This window comes from Nocardioides sp. CCNWLW239 (assembly GCF_037137035.1).
Lineage (GTDB): Bacteria > Actinomycetota > Actinomycetes > Propionibacteriales > Nocardioidaceae > Nocardioides.
Window position 1 is genome coordinate 76944 of sequence record NZ_JBBBNW010000004.1, and the last position, 17510, is coordinate 94453.

Here is a 17510-nt window from a genome sequence, read left to right on the forward strand (position 1 = left end):
CCTGTTGGTCGCTCGCCGGCGCTCGCTCATACCCTCTCAGCCCCCTCTTTGGTTCATGTGCGATTGTGGCAGACGCCAGCTTGAACTTAGCCCACGAAACGGGGGAGCAATGCGCCTCACGGCCCGGATCATCGCGGTCGTGGCAGCAATCTGCGGGATCGCGTCCGTCGCGACTGCCTGCGGAAACGACGTCGCCACCGAGCCCAGCAACGACAGCAACCCGGTGGTCGTCCAGATCAACTTCTCCGGTGACTCGGTCGACCCCCACGGCACCAAGATCGAGGTGCCCGTCGGGCACAGCGTCGAGCTCGACGTGACCGCCGACGCTGCCGGCGAGGTCCACGTGCACTCCGACCCGGAGCAGTCCGCCGCCTACGGCGTGGGCACCACGCGGATCAGCCTGGGCGCGTTCGAGATCCCTGGTCAGTACGAGGTGGAGTCTCACACCCTCGGCAAGACCATCGTCACCCTCGAAGTCCAGTGATCCTCACCCACGGCGTGGGCGGTCGCCAAGACCTCCCACTGCCTCTCGAGTACGTCATCGCGGGCGCCGTCCTCGCCCTCCTCGCCTCCTTCGCGCTGCTGGTGGTGACCACCAAACGTGCCGCGGCAGGCGAGGTCGTGGGAGTCCGTAACGCACGCGGCTGGCCCGTGCCCCGCCTCGGGCGTGTCGTCGACTCCCCCGCCTGGACTGCGCTGTGGCGCGTCGTCGGGATGCTGATCTTCGCCTACTTCGTGCTGGTCGCCTTCGCCGGCTCCGACAACGCCAACAACCCCATCTTCGGGATGACGTACGTCTGGCTCTGGGTCGGCCTCGTCCCGTTCTCGCTCGTCTTCGGACGGGTCTACAAGGCGATCAGCCCGGCCCGTACGATCGTCGCCGGACTGACCTGGCTCCGCGGCACCGGCAGCCCGCCGCTCCGCTTCCCGGCGCGTCTGGGCTACTGGCCCGCGTCGCTCACGCTGCTCGCGTTCGCCTGGATGGAGCTGGTCTACCCGGAGAACAACTACCTGGGTCCCCTACGCCTCTGGCTGGCCGTCTACCTGGCCGTGATGATCCTGGGCGGGGCCCTGTTCGGCGAGGAGTTCCTGGAGCGCTGCGACCCGTTCGAGGTCTACTCGTCCCTGATGGCCCGCCTGTCGGTCTGGGGTCGTACGTCGGGCGGCAACCTTGTGCTGCGGACCCCGCTGGGCAACCTCGACACCCTGCGCCCGGCGCCGGGCCTGGTCGCCGTCGTCTCGGTGCTCTTCGGCACGATCGTCTACGACTCCTACCGGGAGTCGCCGCAGTGGCTCCAGATCGTGCAGAACCCGGAGATCTCCGGAGCCACCGCCTACCTGATCAACAACATCGCTCTCATCGCGCTGCCGCTCCTCGTCGCCGGTTTCTACTGTGCGGGGACGATGATGACTGGCGTCGGAGACGTCCCGCGCCGTGCCCTGCCTGCCGAGCTGGCGCCCTCGCTGGTGCCGATCATCGCTGGCTACGTCGTGGCCCACTATCTCAGCTATTTCTGGGAGAGCGGGTTGGCCACCTTGCGCAACGCATCGGACCCGATGGGGGTCGGAGCGGACTGGTTCGGGACGGCGGACATGCCGGTCTCCTACTTCTTCGCCTACCACGGCACGCTCCTGGCCGTCATCAAGGTGACGGCGGTGATCGTGGGGCACGTGCTCGGCGTCTGGTCCGCCCATATCCGGGCGCTCCAGGTGCTTCCGAAGGAGCATCTGGTGATCGGTCAGGTGCCGCTGCTGATCACCATGGTCGGCTTCACCGTCGGCGGGTTGTATCTGCTGTTCGCTGCTTAGGGCACCTCTGCTTCACGATTCACCTACCTCGGATCCACAAAGCAGCGCAACGCCGCCTAATGCGGACTAACAGGTTGGCGCCCTGGTTTACGCCCGCTTGCAGAGTCTGGGAGACTGATACTTATGTCTGGTACCCCCCGCTTCCTGACTCTTGCCGACGTCGCCGAGGTCCTCAACACCTCGAGCGCACAGGTCTATGCCCTTGTCCGCCGTGGTGAGCTCCCCGCCATCAAGATCGGCGGGCGCGGCCAGTGGCGCGTCGAGGCCAGCGTCCTCGAGAAGTTCATCGATGACATGTACTCGCAGACCAAGGCCTTCGTGGCCGACCACCCGTTCGTCGAGGCAGAAGGCGCTTCCCCCGCGCCGGCTGTCACGCCGGACGCTTCTTGAGTCACAGCAACAACATCCCCCACAACTAAACCTTCCCCACAACAACGCGAAGAGCTGCCGGGCATTGCGCCCAGCAGCTCTTCGCGTCTGTCGACCTGGATCAGGCGAGGTTCTCGGTCTGCGCCTCCAGCTTGATCTTGAGCTCGTGGCGGGCACCGTTGCGCATCACGGTGAACTCGACGGTCTCCCCCGGCTGGTGGGCACGGATGGCGACGATCATGCCGATGCCGTCGGTGACGGTGACGTCGCCCACCTTGGTGACGCGATCGCCGTCCTTGAGCCCGCCCGCGGCGGCCGGCGAACCGGCATCGACCACCGAGATCAGCGCGCCGTTGTGGTCGGCGGCCTGCACGTCGACCGAGGCGCCCACGATCGGATAGGTCGCCTTGCCGGTCTTCAGGATCTGAGCGGCGGTCACCTTGACCTGGTCGATCGGGATGGCGAATCCGACGCCGATGCTGCCGCCTTCGCCGCCCTCCCCGCCACCGGCCGTCGCGATGGCCGAGTTGACCCCGATGACCTGGCCGACGAGGTTCACCAGCGGACCTCCGGAGTTGCCGGGGTTGATCGCCGCGTCGGTCTGGACGGCGTTGATGTAGGAGGTGTCGTCCTCGGTCTGCCCGGTGCTCACCGGGCGCTGGAGCGCACTGACGATGCCCGAGGTCACCGTGGAGCTGAGCCCCAGCGGCGACCCGATGGCGACGACTCCCTCCCCGATCCTCAGCCGCGAGGTGCTGCCGAGCGAGGCCGGGTCGAGCTTCTTGACCTCGGGGACGTCGAGGACGGCCAGGTCGTAGACCGCGCTGCGCCCGACCACGTCGGCCTTGTAGCGCCGGCCCTTGTGGTCGACCACCTCGATGCTGCCCTTGGCCTTGGCGGCGTCGGCGACCACGTGGTTGTTGGTCACCACATGACCGTTGCGGTCGAAGACGAACCCGGAGCCGGTCGCGGCGTCCTCGACGCCCTGGTATTCGGCGAAGATCTGGACCGTCGAGGGCAGCAGCGTCGCGGCCACCTTCACGATGTTGGCGTCGTCGCCGTCCAGGGGCGCGTCGGTCTCGATCGAGCCCGGCTCGAGCCCACCGCCGGCCAGGCTCGACATGTCGTCCTGGTCCTCGAGCACCCCACCCGCGTAACCACCCAGCACACCGAGCAGGAAGGCGACCGCGGCCGCGAGCGCCCAGACCGGGCCGGGAACACGCCGACGCGGCGCGGAACCAGACGGAGCGACCGGCATCGGCGGCGCCGGCGGGCCGTCGAACCCGGGCAGGGACGCGCCTGGCGGTGGCGGCGTCGAGGGCGGCAGCGGAGCGGTGGGCGGGGGCGGGGCGACCGCAGGTCCCGGCATCCCCGGCAGCGGCACCTCCGCCGTGTCGCGCTCATCGTCGACCAGGTCGTCGGGGGACGGCGTCTGCCCGGCCGGGGGCACGTCGGGCGCGGCGGTAGGCGGCGCCCAACGGGAGATCGGCCGCGACTGGTCCTCTGGTGGTTCCTGCGTCACGACACCCATTCTTCCCACTCGCCCCAACAATGGGCAGCCCGGGTCTCGTGTCGCGTCGTCCGGCGGTCGCTCAGCGGCGTACGTGCGCGACGACGGGGGCGCTCGGGGCGCCTGGAACCTGGGTGACCGCGGTGACCGGAAGGTTCCGGGGCACCGGCGCATCGGCGGGCGCGGCAGTGAAGGCGAACATGCTGAACACCGCGGCGCCGACGGCACCGCCGCCAGCCGCGACCATCACCAACGTACGCCTCATCGAGCGCGGGTCGGAGAAGCTGTCGTCGAAGTCGTCTGCCCACACCGAGGCGGCAAGGACACCTCCACGCAGAGAGCCCTTCAGATCGGCAGGGGCCGAGACGCCAGGGTCGACGCTGAGCCCGGCCAAGCGCCGCTTCAGCCAGCCCTCTCGCTCCACCAACCGACGGCAGGCGCAGCACTCGTGCACGTGCGCCCACGCGCGCTCCTCCTCCGCGGCGTCGAGCTGGCCGTCGAGAAGAGCGCTGGTCCGCGCACCGAGGTGGTTCCCCAACAAGCTCATGAAGCCCCGCCCCACAACACCTTGGGCCCGGAGTGGCGCAACCGCCCGCCGCGCGGCGCACGGTGGGCGAGAGCGTCACGGAGCATCGCCCGGCCGCGGTGGATACGCGAACGGACGGTGCCGAGCTTGGCACCGAGGATCTCGGAGATCTCCTCGTAGGAGAGCCCCTCCACGTCACAGAGCACGACCGCGGCCCGGAAGTCGGGGGGCAGCGTGGCCAGCGCGCGCTCGATGTCGTCGTCGAAGCGCTGGTCGGTGTAGGCCGCGTCGGGCGTCGGGCCGCTGCTCGTCAGGCGCGAGGCGCGCTCGTCGGAGAGGGCGTCGAAGCGGATCCGCTGCTTGCGACGGGCCTGGTCGAGGAAGAGGTTGGTGGTGATCCGGTGCAGCCAGCCCTCGAAGGTGCCGGGGCTGTAGGTGTCGAGAGAGCGGAAGACCCGCACGAAGACCTCCTGGGTGAGGTCCTCGGCGTCGTGGCGGTTGCCGGTGAGGCGGTAAGCGAGCCGGTAGACCCGGTCGGAGTGCTTCTCCACGATCTCGTCCCACGTCGGCACGGCCGACTCCGAGGTCGGGGGCGTGGTCGTGGGCTCCGCGGTCATGGTGCTCCTGTCTGCTGTGGTGCTGCTTGACCAGCTGATCGCTGACATCTCCTACGGTAGATCGCCTGGGAACAGAAGGGCTGAGAGTTGCCTGTGAGGCTCCTATTTTTCCTCGTCCTGTGACCTTCTAACGCGCAAGTTGGATCTGGCGTTCCCGCACCGTTGAGCGAAACAGGTTAGGTTTTGGGGTGTGACCAGCCCTGTCTCGACCGCAAGTTGGACCTACGCCGACGAGTACGTCGCGGAGGACGACCTCCTCGCCGCCGCCCGCTCCCGGGCCGAGGAGGTCGGCGTCGCCCCGATCGGGCCGGGCGGCGGCGCAGCGCTCCGCTTCCTCGCCTCCGTCCTCGACGCGAAGAACGTCGTCGAGGTCGGCACCGGCACCGGCGTCTCCGGTCTGTGGCTGCTGCGAGGCATGCGCCCCGACGGGGTCCTGACCACCGTCGACATCGAGACCGAGCACCAGCGCCTCGCCCGGCAGAGCTTCACCGAGGCCGGTTTCGGCCAGCGGCAGGCGCGCTGCATCGCCGGCGCCGCCCTCGACGTGCTCCCCCGGCTCACCGACAACCACTACGACATCGTCTTCGTCGACGGTGACAAGACCGAATACTCGGCCTACCTCGAGGAAGCGCTGCGCCTGCTCCGCCCCGGCGGTGTCGTCGCCTTCGACAACGCGCTATGGCACGACCGCGTGGCCGACCCGTCCGTGCGCGACGAGGAGACCGCCACCATTCGCGAGCTCAACCAGCAGGTCGCCGACCACGACGGCCTCATCCCGCTGCTCCTGCCTGTTGGCGACGGTCTCCTGCTGGCGCGCAAGTCCTAGGGGCACCTGCTCGCACGGGGCATCTTCGAGTCAGGAGCGGGGTGCACGAGTGGATGCCCCCGCGTGAGGACGCGTGGTATGCCGAGGCCGGGAAGTAGCCGGCGTTCACGCCGACCATGTCACCACCCAGCGGCGCCAACAGAATCACCTCACCTGGCAGCACCGGCCTCCGCTCGCGTGCGATGGCGACGCCGTGCACGAGGATCAGGAAGCGCGCCCACATGCCCACCGGCCGCACTGTCGGTGTCGACTCGGTGAGGACTTGTGCCCTGCATCATGAAGGTGCCGAGGCGTCACCCCCGTCGGTCGAGTGGTCACGTACGTGCCATCTCGGCCGGCGTAGGTGACGCCTCGGCCTGCGGGAGTGACTTCTCGTCAGCGGACGCCGGCCAGCGGGTCGTCGCCAGCCAGCCAGGAGAGGAGGACCCGGGCACCGAAGCCGGTGGGACCGGGGGTGAGCTCGTGGACATCGGCGTACGCGTCGCCGCAGGCGATGTCGATGTGGGCCCACGGGATGCCGCCGGTGAAGTGCTGCAGGAAGAGCGCGGCAGTGAGGGCGCCGGGCCCGCCGGGGGCGTTGTCGGCGTCGGCGACCTTCGAGGCGAGCTTCTCCTCGTAGTCCGCAACCAGCGGCATCCGCCACAGCGTCTCACCGGAGACCTCGGAGGCCTCGGCGAGCAGTCCGGCCAGGGCGTCGTCGTCGGCGAAGAAGCCGGCCATCGTCTGCCCGAGAGCGACGCGCATCGCACCGGTCAGGGTGGCCACGTCGACCAGGGCGGCGGGCTTGATCTTGTCCGCGGCGTACGCCATCGCGTCACCCAGCACCAGACGGCCCTCCGCGTCGGTGTTGGTGACCTCGGAGGTGCGGCCGCCGTAGTGGGTGATCACATCGCCGGGACGCAGCGCCGAACCCGAGATCGCGTTCTCGGCGGCGGCGATGAGGCCGACCACCTTGACCGGGCAGCCGACCTCGGCCAGCGCGGTCATCACCGCCAGCACCACCGCGCCACCGGTCATGTCGCGCTTCATCGTGACCATGCCGTCGCCGGGCTTGATGTTGAGCCCACCGGTGTCGAACGTGATGCCCTTGCCGACCAGCACGACGGTGGGAGTCTTCTTCGACGAGCCCAGTCGCCCGGACCTGCGGGGCGTGTAGTCGAGCCGGATCAGCCTCGGCGGGGTCGCCGACCCCTGACCGACCCCGACGATGCCGCCGAAACCGTCGGCAGCGAGCTGGTCCTCGTCCCAGACGGTGACCTTCAGGCCAGTCTCGGCGGCCAGCGACGTCGCCTGCTCGGCGAGCCAGGCAGGATTCTTGAGATTGCTCGGAACCGAGGCGAAGAATCGCGCGCGCCACCCGGCGCGCGCGATCGCCTGAGCCCGGTCCAACGCTGCCGCCTGGTCATCCCCCAGGTCGGCCAGGGTGATCGTCTCCACCGGCGTCCACGGCGCACCCTCGGAGCGCCAGTGGAAGAGGAAGGACCCCAGCGTCGCGCCGGCCACGAACGGCTCCAGCCCGACCTCGGGATCGACTGCCGGGATGGTCGTGACCACCTCTGACCGGTCCCGCACGGCGCGGGCCAGCGCGGCCCCCGCCCGGCGGAAGTCGTCGCGCCGCTGCGCGCCGACGCCGATCAGGAGGATCTGTCGCAGGGGGCCGGAGCCGGTGACGGGGTAGGTCGTCACCTCGCCGGCGCTGCCCGTGGCACCTTCGAACTCGAGGTGACCCAGGAGGTCGTATCGGTCGCCCAGGTCAGCGGCCCCGGGACCGATGACCAGCTCGTCCTCGTCCGGGATGACCGGGAGCGCGATGATCTCAGCATCGTTGCTCTCCGGACCGAGCGGGCTGAGCGTGAAGGTGGGCGGTCCGACCTGAGACGGCAGCACCTGCGACGGCAGCGTTGTGGTCATCTACGCGTTCAGCCCAAGACCTTTGATCTCTTCGCCGAGCGCGGCGGCCTCCTCGGCGTTCAGCTCGACGACCAACCGGCCACCACCCTCGAGCGGGACGCGCATCACGATGCCCCGACCTTCCTTGGTGACCTCCAGCGGACCGTCTCCCGTCCGCGGCTTCATCGCCGCCATGCGGCACCTTCTTCCGTGTCTCGCGTGTCGGCGCTCACCTGCCGGATGGCCTCGGAGCGCGCATTGCACATCCATTATCCCTCATCAGGTCAGCAGACCTGACGGCAAGGTGGGAGTTTCGGCGGGTTGACCTGCCGTCGAACCTGTCAGATGACCGACGTTCCGTAGGCCCAGGTCAGCCAGATCGCGAGGATCACCATCGTGAGGTGCACCACTATCGCCGCTCCGGTGGCCTCGAAGAAGGCCCCGCCGGACTCACGACGGTCGCCGCGTGCCGACTCGCCGTAGGCGTCGTCGTAACGCTCGTCATACCCGCGGTCGTACGCCTCGTCGCGACGTCCGGAGCCTGCTGACGGGTAGTCGTAGTCCTGTGGGTACGCCTGGTCGTAGCCACGGTCGTCGGCCCGGTCGTAGGTCCGGTCGTAGTCCGGGTCGTAGTCCTGGTCGTAACCCCGGTCACGACCGTGGTCACGGCCCTGGTCGTAGTCCGCGTAGGCAGGCTCGGCGCGATGTCCTGAGCTTGTCGAAGGGTAGCCCTGCTCCTGCTGACGCCTGCGCGGCTGCGGCCGCGGTGCGCGCGGGGCCTGAGCAGGGGCGTCGGACCAGTCCTCGTCCTGGCGCCGGCTCCGGTCGCGCGGGCCGTAGGAGTCGAAGGAGTAGGGATCGTACGCCTCGGGCTGCTGCTCCGACCGCCGGTCGGGCCGCCGGCTCGGCGCCTGCGGTGCGGGTGCAGGTGCGGGTGCGGGTGCAGGTGCGGGTGCAGCCTGCGGAACCGGGCGGGGCGCGGGACGAGGTGCCGGGCGCGGCGCGCGCGGGGGGCTCTGCTGGGCCTGACCCGGATGGTCCGAGTAGCTGCTGTCGCGACGGTATCGGCGGTCGGCGAACTCGTCGTGGCTGTCGTTGTGGCGGTCGTCGTAGCGACCGTCATAGCCACGGGACCGTCGCTGCGGCGGCTCCTGGCGGCGGCCCCACGGATCCTGGCCGCTCTGGCTCCGCCTCGGCGCGCCCTGGTCCGGCTGAGGCTGCTCGGGCGCGGGCCGCTGCGGGGCCGGCGCCTGAGGAGCGGGTCGCTCCTGCCGGGGCCGCTCCTGACGCGGCCGCTCCTGGCGTGGCCGTGCGGGGGCCGCCGGGGCGGGCGGCTGGGGCGCTGGGTGCTGACGTACGGGCTGCTGGGGCGCCGGCGGCTGCGGGGCGGATCGCTGAGCGGGCCGCTGCGGAGCAGGCGGTTGCGGGACGGACGGTTGCGGTGCGGACGGGCGCTGCGGCGCGGGCGGTGCCTGACGTCCGGCCACACGGCGACCCAACTGCTCGTCCCGAGCCGGCGCGGGTGCGGGTGCCGGGGCGGGTGCGGGTGGCACCGGCGCAGGCGAGGGACCACGCTCGACAGGAGGCATCACGGCAGTCTCCTCGACACCAGCTGCCGCCCGTCGGGGTTCAGGCCGGCGAGCAGCGGGGCGTCCCGGCGCAGCGACGGGCTGGGACGCAGGTCGCGCAACGGCCTGCGGCACCGGCTGAGGAACCGGCTGAGGAACCGGCCGTGGTGCCGGCGGCGGAACAGGCTGCGAGGCCGACCGAGACGGGTCGGAGTAGCCAGCCTGGTCGTCGTAGTCGGCATAGCCGTCATAACCGGTGCTGGCATAGCCGGGCTCGTCGTAGCCGTAACCGTCCTCCGCGGCGTACTCCTCGTCGTAGCCCTCGTAGCCGTCATAGCCGTCGTCGTAGCCGTAGTCGTCGTGACCGGCGCGTTGCTCCTTGAGCCGACGGACGAGCAGGTAGAGGCCCGCGATGGCTGCGAGCCAGATTCCGAAGAGCCCGACGACACCTGGGATGTCGCCGCCGAGGAAGAAGGAGGGCGGCGAGACCAGGAAGAGGGCCCAGACCAGCAGGCCGGCGGCGCCGGCGTACAGGTGGATCTTCTGGGGCACGCCTTCCCGCTGCGGTTGCAGGAGATGTGGCTTGAGATAGGTGAGCGCGACGATCACCGCGACCAGGGCGGTGACGGCGTAGACGAGTACGGCAGCGAAACTCACGGCAGCGATTCTGTCCTAGACGTCGGGTGAGCCCGAATCGGGCTCGGGCGGGTGTGATGTGTGTCCCCCGACTCCGACCTCGGCACCAGCATCCTGGGCCTCGGTCGACTCACGCCATTCTGCCTCCTCGGCGAGGCGGGCGATGAGTGCGTCCACCTCGTCCATCCGGTAGCCACGCAAGGTCACGGAGAAACGTACGCGGCGCAGGTCTGCCGCCTCCAGGACACGGTCGCGGGGCACCAGGGCGTCGGGCCGGTCGCCGTACTCCTCCCCCATCGGTGCGCCTGCCCCGGCGGCGACGAGCGCGACTCCTCCGAGAACCAGCACGATCAGTGCCGCGAAGATCCAACCCATCGGTCAGTCACGCGCCTTCAACATCAGCTCGACCGCCTCGTCCACGTCGTCGGTGAGGGTGATCATGTCGAGGTCGCTCTGCTTGATGCGGCCGTCCGCGAGCATCGTCTCGCGCATCCAGTCGAGGAGACCCTGCCAGTGCTCGACCCCCATCAGGACGATCGGGAACTGGGTGATCTTCTTCGTCTGGGACAGCGTCATCGCCTCGAAGAGCTCGTCCATGGTGCCGAGACCGCCGGGCATGACGACGTAGCCCTGGGAGTACTTCACGAACATCATCTTCCGCACGAAGAAGTAGCGGAAGTTGAGCCCGAACCCGACATAGTCGTTGAGCCTGGCCTCGAAGGGCAGCTCGATGCCGAGGCCGATCGACTCGCCGCCGGCCTCGAGGGCACCCTTGTTGGCCGCCTCCATGGTGCCGGGGCCACCGCCGGTGATCACCGCGAAGCCGGCCTCGGCCAGGCCGCGACCGACGGCCTCGGCCTGGGCGTAGGTCGGGTGGTCCTGCGGCGTGCGCGCCGATCCGAAGACACTGATCGCCGGGCCGATCTCGGAGAGGTCGTTGAACCCCTCGACGAACTCGGCCTGGATCTTCATGACCCGCCACGGGTCGGTGTGGACCCAGTCGCCGTGGCCGGAGCTGTCCAGCAAGCGCTGGTCGGTCGTGCTGCCGGCGGGGCGCCCCTTGGTGGGGCGTGGGCCGGAGCCGCTGCGTCGGGTCATGCGGTCAACCAATCACGAAGGGCCTGCTCGCACGCGGTGATCTCGGAGATCCGCACGTGCTCGTCGGCCTTGTGGGCGAACATCGGGTCACCTGGACCATAGTTGACCGCCGGTATGCCGAGGACGGTGAATCGCGCCACATCGGTCCACCCGAACTTGGGCCCGACCTCGCCACCGACCGCGTCGATGAAGGCCTTGGCCGAGGGGCGGTCCAGCCCGGGCAGCGCGCCAGGGGCCGAGTCGGTCAGGGTGACGTCGTAGCCCTCGAAGAAGTCGGTCACGAAGGCGAGCGCCTCCTCCTCGGAGCGGTCCGGGGCGAAGCGGTAGTTGACCGTCACCACGCACTCGTCGGGGATCACGTTGCCGGCCACTCCACCCGAGACGAAGACCGCGTTGAGGCCTTCGTGATATTCGAGGCCGTCGATGACGGGCTTGCGCGGGACGTACGCCTCCAGTCGGCGCAGCACCTCGCCGGCCTTGTGGATCGCGTTGACGCCGCGCCAGGAGCGGGCACTGTGGGAGCGCTCGCCGGTGGTGCGCACCTCGACCCGAAGCGTGCCCTGGCAGCCGGCCTCGACGCCGGCATTGGAGGGCTCCATCAGGATCGCGAAGTCGCCCGCGAGCAGGTCGGGCTCGCTGGCCGCCAGCTTGCCGAGGCCGTTGTGGACGGCCTCGATCTCCTCGGCGTCGTAGAGGACGTACGTCACGTCGCGGTTGGGCGCGTCCAGGGTGGCGGCGAGCTTGAGGATGACCGCGTCACCGGACTTCATGTCGCAGGCGCCGAGGCCGTGCAGGATGCCGGTGGCCTCGTCGAGGCGGCTCGGGAAGTTGCCGTTGACCGGCACGGTGTCGAGATGACCCGCGATGACCACGCGCTCGGGGAGGCCGAGGTCGGTGCGCGCCACGATGGAGTTGCCGCGACGCTCGACGACGAGGTGGTCGTACGCAGCCAGCGCCCGCTCCACCGCGTCCGCCAGCTCGAGCTCGTCGAGACTCACCGACTCGATGTCCATCAGCTGTCGGGTCAGCGTCACCACGTCGGTCGTCAGGTCGATGGCGGGAGTATCAGGACTGGTCGTCACAGACGTAAGTCAACCAGCCCTCCCTGAGGGCTCGACGCCTGCATCCCGGACATCCGCCCCCGAGGTCGACGTACAGGCTACATTTCGTAGTTAACAACTCGACTTAATAGATAGAGGGGTGTCGATGACCGCCGTGCGACACGTCCGTCTCTTCGACGAATCCGCCCCGCTGCACCTGTCCAGCGGCCGCACACTGACGCCGGTCGACGTCGCCTACGCCACCTACGGTGAGCTGGCAGCCACCCGCGACAACGTCGTGTTCATCGCCCACGCTCTCACCGGCGACGCCGAGGCCACGCACTGGTGGCCGACGATGGTCGGCCCAGGGAGACCGGTCGACACCGACCGCTTCTTCGTGGTCTGCGCCAACCTCCTCGGCGGCTGCCGAGGCACCACCGGGCCGTCCTCGACCGATCCGGCCACCGGCCGCGCCTGGGGGCTCGACTTCCCGCTGATCTCGGTCGCCGACCTGGTCACCGTCCACCGCCGGCTGCTGGCCCACCTCGGCATCGAGAAGCTCCGCGCCGCCGTCGGCGGGTCGCTCGGGGGCATGCAGGTCCTGCAGTGGGCCGCCGACGCGCCTGGCCAGATCGAGCGGGCGGTCCTGGTGGCTGCTTCCGCCCGCCTGAGCACCCAGAACATCGCGCTGTCGAACATCGCGCGGCAGGCGATCCTGCGCGACCCCGACTTCCGCGGCGGCCGCTACCCGGACGACGGGGTCGTCCCCGCGAACGGGCTCTCGGTGGCGCGGATGCTCGGCCACGTCACGTACGTCTCCGAGCCCGGGCTGGAGGCGAAGTTCGGCCGCTCGCGGCGCGACGGTTCGGCACCCGGGTTCGGGATCGACTTCGAGGTCGAGAGCTATCTCGATCATCAGGCACGCACGTTCGTCGACCGCTTCGACGCGCTCTCCTACCTCTATCTCTCCCGGCTCCTCGACTACTTCGACCCGTTCGCCTCCCCCGAGTTCGCGGAGCGGATCCGGGACACCAGGTTCCAGGTCATCTCCTTCGACTCCGACTGGCGCTTCGCGACCTCCCACTCGGTCCTGATCGAGAAGCAGCTGCGCCGGGCCGGCATCGATGTGGAGCGCCACAAGATCACCTCCTCCTGGGGCCACGACTCGTTCCTGCTCGACCCACCGGGCTATCTCGACCTCGTCGAAAGCTTCCTCAACGATCGAACTGGAGTTGGTTCATGACCGACCACACGTACGGCTTCAACACCCGTGCCATCCATGCCGGCAACATCCCCGACGCCGCCCAGGGCGCCCGGGCGCTGCCGATCTACCAGTCGGCGTCGTTCGTCTTCGACGACACCGCCGACGCAGCCGCGCGCTTCGCGCTGCAGAAGTACGGCAACATCTACACCCGCGTCGGCAACCCGACCGTCGCGGCGTTCGAGGAGCGTCTGGCCTCCTTGGAAGGTGGCATCGGGGCGGTCGCCACCGCCTCGGGTCTCTCCGCCGAGTTCGTCACCTTCGCCTCCCTGGCCGGCGCCGGCGACCACATCGTCGCCTCCGCCCAGCTCTACGGCGGCTCGGTCACCCAGCTCGACGTCACCCTGCGCCGCTTCGGCGTCTCCACGACCTTCGTGAGCTCGACCGACCCAGAGGCGTACGCAGCCGCCATCCGTCCCGAGACCAAGCTGATCTTCGCCGAGACCGTCGCCAACCCCTCGGGCGACATCGCGGATCTGGAAGGGCTGGCCGACATCGCGCACGCCCACGGAGTGCCGCTGGTCGTCGACTCGACGATCCCGACGCCGTATCTGTCCCGGCCGATCGAGTGGGGCGCCGACATCGTCGTGCACTCGGCGACCAAGTTCCTCGGCGGACACGGGACCACGCTGGGCGGCGTGGTGGTCGAGTCGGGTCGCTTCGAGTACTCACCCGAGCGGTTCCCGCTCTTCCACGAGCCGGTCGAGCACTACGGCGGCCTGTCGTGGTGGGGCAACTTCGGCGAGTACGCCTTCCTCACCCGACTGCGCGCCGAGCACCTGCGCAACGTCGGCGCCACCCTGTCGCCCCAGTCGGCATGGCAGCTCGCTCTCGGGGTCGAGACGCTGTCGCTGCGGGTCCAGCGCCACGTCGAGAACGCGCGGATCGTCGCCGAGTGGCTCCACGCCGACGACCGGGTCGAGAACGTACGCTGGGCCGGCCTGCCCTCCCACCCGCACCATGCGCGAGCCCAGAAGTATCTGCCCAAGGGGCCTGGCAGCGTCTTCTCCTTCGACGTCCGAGGCGGTCGAGCCGCCGGCGAGCGGTTCATCGAGTCCGTCGAGCTCGCCAGCCATCTGGCCAACATCGGTGACGCCAAGACCCTGGTGATCCACCCCGCCTCCACCACCCACCGCCAGCTCAGCGAGGCACGGCTGGCCGAGGCCGGCGTCACGCCCGGGCTGGTGCGGATCAGCGTCGGCATCGAGGACGCCGACGACATCGTCTTCGACCTCGACCAGGCGCTCACCGCCGCTACGAAGGAGCCATGATGACCACCACGATCACGCAGATCCCCCACGAGCCGACCGCGCGCGAGCGCCAGCGACTGCTCCGGGCAGCCGAGTCGATCGCGATCGTCGGCTTCTCTCCCAACACGGCCCGGTCGAGCTACTACGTCGCCACCTACCTCGCCCAGGACACCGACTACCGGCTCTACTTCATCAACCCGAACGCCGCGGGCCGCGAGGTGCTCGGGCAGCCGGTCTACGCGAGCCTGGCGGACCTCCCGGAGACCCCCGACATCGTCGACGTCTTCCGGCGGGCGAGCGACCTGCCCGCTGTCGTCGACGAGGTGGTCGCGCTGGGCTCGCCGATCGTGTGGTTCCAGCTCGGGTTGACCAACGACGAGGCCGCGGACGCGGCGCGCGCGGCAGGGCTGAGCGTCGTGCAGAACCGCTGCCTCAAGATCGAGCACGCCCGCTTCCACGGCGGCCTGCACCTGGCCGGGTTCGACACCGGCGTGATCACCTCGCGCCCGATCCGGCGATGAGACTCCTTCTTTAGTCGAGTTAGTTAGTCTATTATCTCGATTAATCCACTCCCTCGACTCCGGAGCGTTCTCATGAGCATCGATTCAACGACACAGCTCAACGATGTCGACCTCGCCGCCGTCGGCAATCTCGTCCAGGCGATCCAGGACGATCCCGCCAAGGCGCACACCACCTGGGCCGCCCACGTGACCTGGAAGGGCGCCTTCGTGTCCGAGGCGAAGATCCGATCCTTCGACCCCGCGCCGTCCGACGAGCCCGCAGGTCTCGGCGGCGGCGACACCGCCCCGAACCCCGTCGAGCAGCTCCTCGGCGCTCTGGGCAACTGCCTCGCCGTCGGCTACGCCGCGAACGCATCGGTCGCCGGGATCGAGCTCGACGACCTGCGCATCGACCTCACGGGCGACATCGACCTCACGGTCTTCCTCGGCCTGGGCGATGGCCACGCCGGCTTCGACGCGATCGACGCCACTGTGACCATCGCGTCCGAGGCGCCCCGCGAGGAGCTCGAGGCGCTCCACGCCAAGGTCCTCGCCAGCTCGCCCGTCGGCCACACGCTTCGCAGCGCGGTCCCGGTCAACGTCTCGCTGGCCTGAGTCGCCACCGCTCCATCCACACCCATCGAAACGAGGAACCACCATGACAGAGACCACCGTCGACAACGGCGTCAACGTCGCCGCCCTGCTCGGCGCACGTGCCGCCCTCCAGGAGACCCCGGAGGCGGCCAAATTCACCTGGCGCGCCACCAACACCTGGGTGAAGGACACCCACTCCAAGAGCAAGGTCGAAGGCTTCTTCGGCCTCGGCGAGGAGCAGGAGACCCAGCGCTCCTTCGAGTCCGACGGCGACCACCCGCCGCAGTTCGCGGCCGACAACCAGGGCCCCACGCCAGTCGAGACCGTCCTGGTCGCACTCGGCGGCTGCCTCACGGCCGGCGTCGCCGCCGTCGCCCAGCAGCGGGGCATCCAGCTCAACTCCGTGACCGCGACCATCGAGGGCGACCACGACATCCGCGGCATCCTCGGCGCCGACGCGGACGTACGCAACGGCTTCACCGGCGTTCGCGTGAACTACTCGATCGACGCCGACGCCTCCCCCGAGGACATCGAGGCGCTGGTCGCGCAGTCCCAGAAGCGTTCGGCCGTCTTCGACATCCTCACCAACCCGACCGCGGTCAGCGTCTCGGTCCCGTGACAACGAGTGTCCCGTCTCGCCGCACGACCGTCGCGGTGATCGGGGCGGGGCACAGCGGCCTCGCAGTGAGCCACCGTCTCAGCGCCGAAGGGATCGACCATGTCGTCCTCGAGCGCGGGCAGGTCGCTCACTCGTGGCGGACCCAGCGCTGGGACTCGCTTCGACTGCTCACCCCGAGCTGGATGAACCGGCTGCCCGGACTGGACGCCCCGCCGCTCGGCCCCGCCGAGGCCGAGGAGTTCCTCACCGCGGCGCAGGTCGCTGCACTGGTCGCCCACTATGCCGACGTGATCGCGGCACCCGTGCACGAGAACGTCGATGTCCACCACATCTCCCCGGACCCGGACGGCTTTCTGGTCGAGACCTCCGCGGGCCCGTGGTCAGCGGAGCACGTCGTTCTCGCCACCGGTTCCGTACGCGGGGTGGTGCCCGCGCTGGCCGCCGAGCTGCCACGGGGCGTGCCCTCGGTGCACGCCGTCGACTACCGGCGTCCCTCGCAGCTCCCGACCGGCGGCGTGCTGGTCGTCGGGGCGGCTGCCAGCGGCGTACAGATCGCGGCGGAGCTGCAGGCATCGGGCCGCCCGGTCACCCTTGCCGTGGGCGAGCACGTCCGGGTGCCGCGCCGCTACCACGGCCGTGACATCTTCGCCTGGATCGAGGAGGCCGGGATCCTCGACGAGCGCTGGGACGAGCTCGACGACATCACCCGCGCGCGACGGCTCTCCTCCTTCCAGCTCGTCGGCGGCACGTCCTCGCTCGACCTCAACACACTGCAGGAGCTGGGCGTCCGCGTGGTCGGCAAGCTGGCCGGGCTCCGCGACGGCACCGCGCTCTTCTCGGGCTCGCTGGCCAACATGGCGGCCCTCGCCGACCTCAAGGCCAACCGGCTGCTGAACAGCATCGACCAGACCTTCGGTGGCGCCGGTGAACGACTCGAGCCCACGCGCGTACCCGAGCCGTTGCTGTCTCTCTCGCTGACCTCCGGCGAGATCGGCTCGGTCGTCTGGGCGACCGGCATCAAACCCGACCACGGGTTCCTCGACGCCGACGTCTTCGATCACAAGGGCGCGATCCGCCACGACGGCGGCGTCACCGACCTGCCCGGTCTCTACGTCACCGGGCTCCCGGTGCTGCGACGTCGCCGCTCGACCTACATCGACGGCGCCCGCGAGGACTCCGCCGACCTGGTCGCACACCTCTCCGAGCGCCTGGCAACCCCCACCCGCCGCACCGCAGGCTGACCCGAACGCCGAGTCGGCGCAACTGTCCCGAATTCTCCCGCCGAGTCGGCGCAACTGTCCCGGATCCCCACGCCGAGTCGGCGCAACTGTCCCGGATCCCCACGCCGAGTCGGCGCAATTGCCCCAGCGCCTGGGACTGACGCGCCGACTCGACTC

Annotated in this window: 19 protein-coding genes; 10 read left to right on the top strand and 9 right to left on the bottom strand. The window is 69.7% G+C overall.

Going from position 1 to position 17510, the window contains the following annotated elements; genetic code table 11:
* The first annotated feature begins 109 nt into the window (after positions 1-109).
* From WBG06_RS17360 to WBG06_RS17370, 3 genes are all read left to right on the top strand, one after another.
* Positions 110-484 (top strand): hypothetical protein, encoded by a 375-nt coding sequence (locus WBG06_RS17360; RefSeq protein ID WP_336738175.1) that lies wholly within the window; start codon positions 110-112, stop codon positions 482-484.
* Positions 481-1809 (top strand): hypothetical protein, encoded by a 1329-nt coding sequence (locus WBG06_RS17365; protein WP_336738176.1) that lies wholly within the window; start codon positions 481-483, stop codon positions 1807-1809. Before WBG06_RS17360 ends, WBG06_RS17365 begins: the two co-directional genes overlap by 4 nt.
* 123 nt (positions 1810-1932) lie before the next feature.
* Positions 1933-2199 (top strand): helix-turn-helix domain-containing protein, encoded by a 267-nt coding sequence (locus WBG06_RS17370; protein ID WP_336738177.1) that lies wholly within the window; start codon positions 1933-1935, stop codon positions 2197-2199.
* A gap of 100 nt (positions 2200-2299) precedes the next feature.
* Here the strand turns inward: WBG06_RS17370 and WBG06_RS17375 are convergent, their stop codons facing one another.
* The 3 genes from WBG06_RS17375 to sigE form a co-directional block, all read right to left on the bottom strand.
* Positions 2300-3700, bottom strand: coding sequence for a S1C family serine protease (locus tag WBG06_RS17375; RefSeq protein WP_336738178.1), 1401 nt, complete (start codon positions 3698-3700; stop codon positions 2300-2302).
* A gap of 70 nt (positions 3701-3770) precedes the next feature.
* Entirely contained in the window at positions 3771-4235 is a 465-nt protein-coding gene (locus WBG06_RS17380) for a hypothetical protein (protein ID WP_336738179.1), read from the bottom strand.
* Positions 4232-4831 carry an RNA polymerase sigma factor SigE gene (sigE, locus tag WBG06_RS17385; protein WP_336738180.1) on the bottom strand — a complete coding sequence of 200 codons (600 nt, stop codon included), beginning with the start codon at positions 4829-4831 and terminating at the stop codon, positions 4232-4234. The genes WBG06_RS17380 and sigE overlap by 4 nt, the downstream gene beginning before the upstream one ends.
* Before the next feature lie 190 nt (positions 4832-5021).
* Between sigE and WBG06_RS17390 the strand changes: the two genes are divergently transcribed.
* A complete protein-coding gene (locus tag WBG06_RS17390; RefSeq protein ID WP_336738181.1) occupies positions 5022-5657 on the top strand; it encodes an O-methyltransferase in 636 nt (211 codons plus the stop codon).
* A 375-nt stretch (positions 5658-6032) separates the two neighbouring features.
* On the opposite strand, the gene WBG06_RS17395 is transcribed toward WBG06_RS17390, so the two are convergent.
* From WBG06_RS17395 to dapE, 6 genes are all read right to left on the bottom strand, one after another.
* On the bottom strand, positions 6033-7568 hold the full coding sequence (locus WBG06_RS17395; protein WP_336738182.1) for a leucyl aminopeptidase family protein: 1536 nt from the start codon (positions 7566-7568) through the stop codon (positions 6033-6035).
* Positions 7569-7742 carry a DUF3117 domain-containing protein gene (locus WBG06_RS17400; protein ID WP_008358749.1) on the bottom strand — a complete coding sequence of 58 codons (174 nt, stop codon included), beginning with the start codon at positions 7740-7742 and terminating at the stop codon, positions 7569-7571.
* Between the two features lie 146 nt (positions 7743-7888).
* Positions 7889-9772 carry a hypothetical protein gene (locus WBG06_RS17405; protein WP_336738183.1) on the bottom strand — a complete coding sequence of 628 codons (1884 nt, stop codon included), beginning with the start codon at positions 9770-9772 and terminating at the stop codon, positions 7889-7891.
* A gap of 15 nt (positions 9773-9787) precedes the next feature.
* A complete protein-coding gene (locus WBG06_RS17410) occupies positions 9788-10126 on the bottom strand; it encodes a DivIVA domain-containing protein (RefSeq protein ID WP_336738185.1) in 339 nt (112 codons plus the stop codon).
* Positions 10127-10129: 3 nt separating this feature from the next.
* Positions 10130-10849 (bottom strand): TIGR00730 family Rossman fold protein, encoded by a 720-nt coding sequence (locus tag WBG06_RS17415; RefSeq protein ID WP_336738186.1) that lies wholly within the window; start codon positions 10847-10849, stop codon positions 10130-10132.
* A complete protein-coding gene (gene dapE, locus WBG06_RS17420; protein WP_336738187.1) occupies positions 10846-11931 on the bottom strand; it encodes a succinyl-diaminopimelate desuccinylase in 1086 nt (361 codons plus the stop codon). The genes WBG06_RS17415 and dapE overlap by 4 nt, the downstream gene beginning before the upstream one ends.
* A 124-nt stretch (positions 11932-12055) precedes the next feature.
* Here dapE and metX point away from each other — a divergent pair, with 124 nt between their 5' ends.
* The 6 genes from metX to WBG06_RS17450 all read left to right on the top strand — a co-directional run bounded on the left by metX (position 12056) and on the right by WBG06_RS17450 (position 17354).
* Positions 12056-13132 carry a homoserine O-acetyltransferase MetX gene (gene metX / locus WBG06_RS17425; RefSeq protein ID WP_336738188.1) on the top strand — a complete coding sequence of 359 codons (1077 nt, stop codon included), beginning with the start codon at positions 12056-12058 and terminating at the stop codon, positions 13130-13132.
* Complete coding sequence (locus tag WBG06_RS17430; protein ID WP_336738189.1) at positions 13129-14421, top strand: O-acetylhomoserine aminocarboxypropyltransferase/cysteine synthase family protein; 1293 nt, start codon at positions 13129-13131, stop codon at positions 14419-14421. Before metX ends, WBG06_RS17430 begins: the two co-directional genes overlap by 4 nt.
* Complete coding sequence (locus tag WBG06_RS17435; RefSeq protein WP_336738190.1) at positions 14421-14921, top strand: CoA-binding protein; 501 nt, start codon at positions 14421-14423, stop codon at positions 14919-14921. Before WBG06_RS17430 ends, WBG06_RS17435 begins: the two co-directional genes overlap by 1 nt.
* A gap of 72 nt (positions 14922-14993) precedes the next feature.
* On the top strand, positions 14994-15515 hold the full coding sequence (locus tag WBG06_RS17440; RefSeq protein ID WP_336738191.1) for an OsmC family protein: 522 nt from the start codon (positions 14994-14996) through the stop codon (positions 15513-15515).
* Positions 15516-15558: 43 nt separating this feature from the next.
* Positions 15559-16113: an OsmC family protein gene (locus tag WBG06_RS17445; protein ID WP_336738192.1), complete on the top strand. Its 555-nt coding sequence runs from the start codon at positions 15559-15561 to the stop codon at positions 16111-16113.
* Positions 16110-17354, top strand: coding sequence for an NAD(P)-binding domain-containing protein (locus WBG06_RS17450; RefSeq protein WP_336738193.1), 1245 nt, complete (start codon positions 16110-16112; stop codon positions 17352-17354). Before WBG06_RS17445 ends, WBG06_RS17450 begins: the two co-directional genes overlap by 4 nt.
* Positions 17355-17510: the final 156 nt, after the last annotated feature.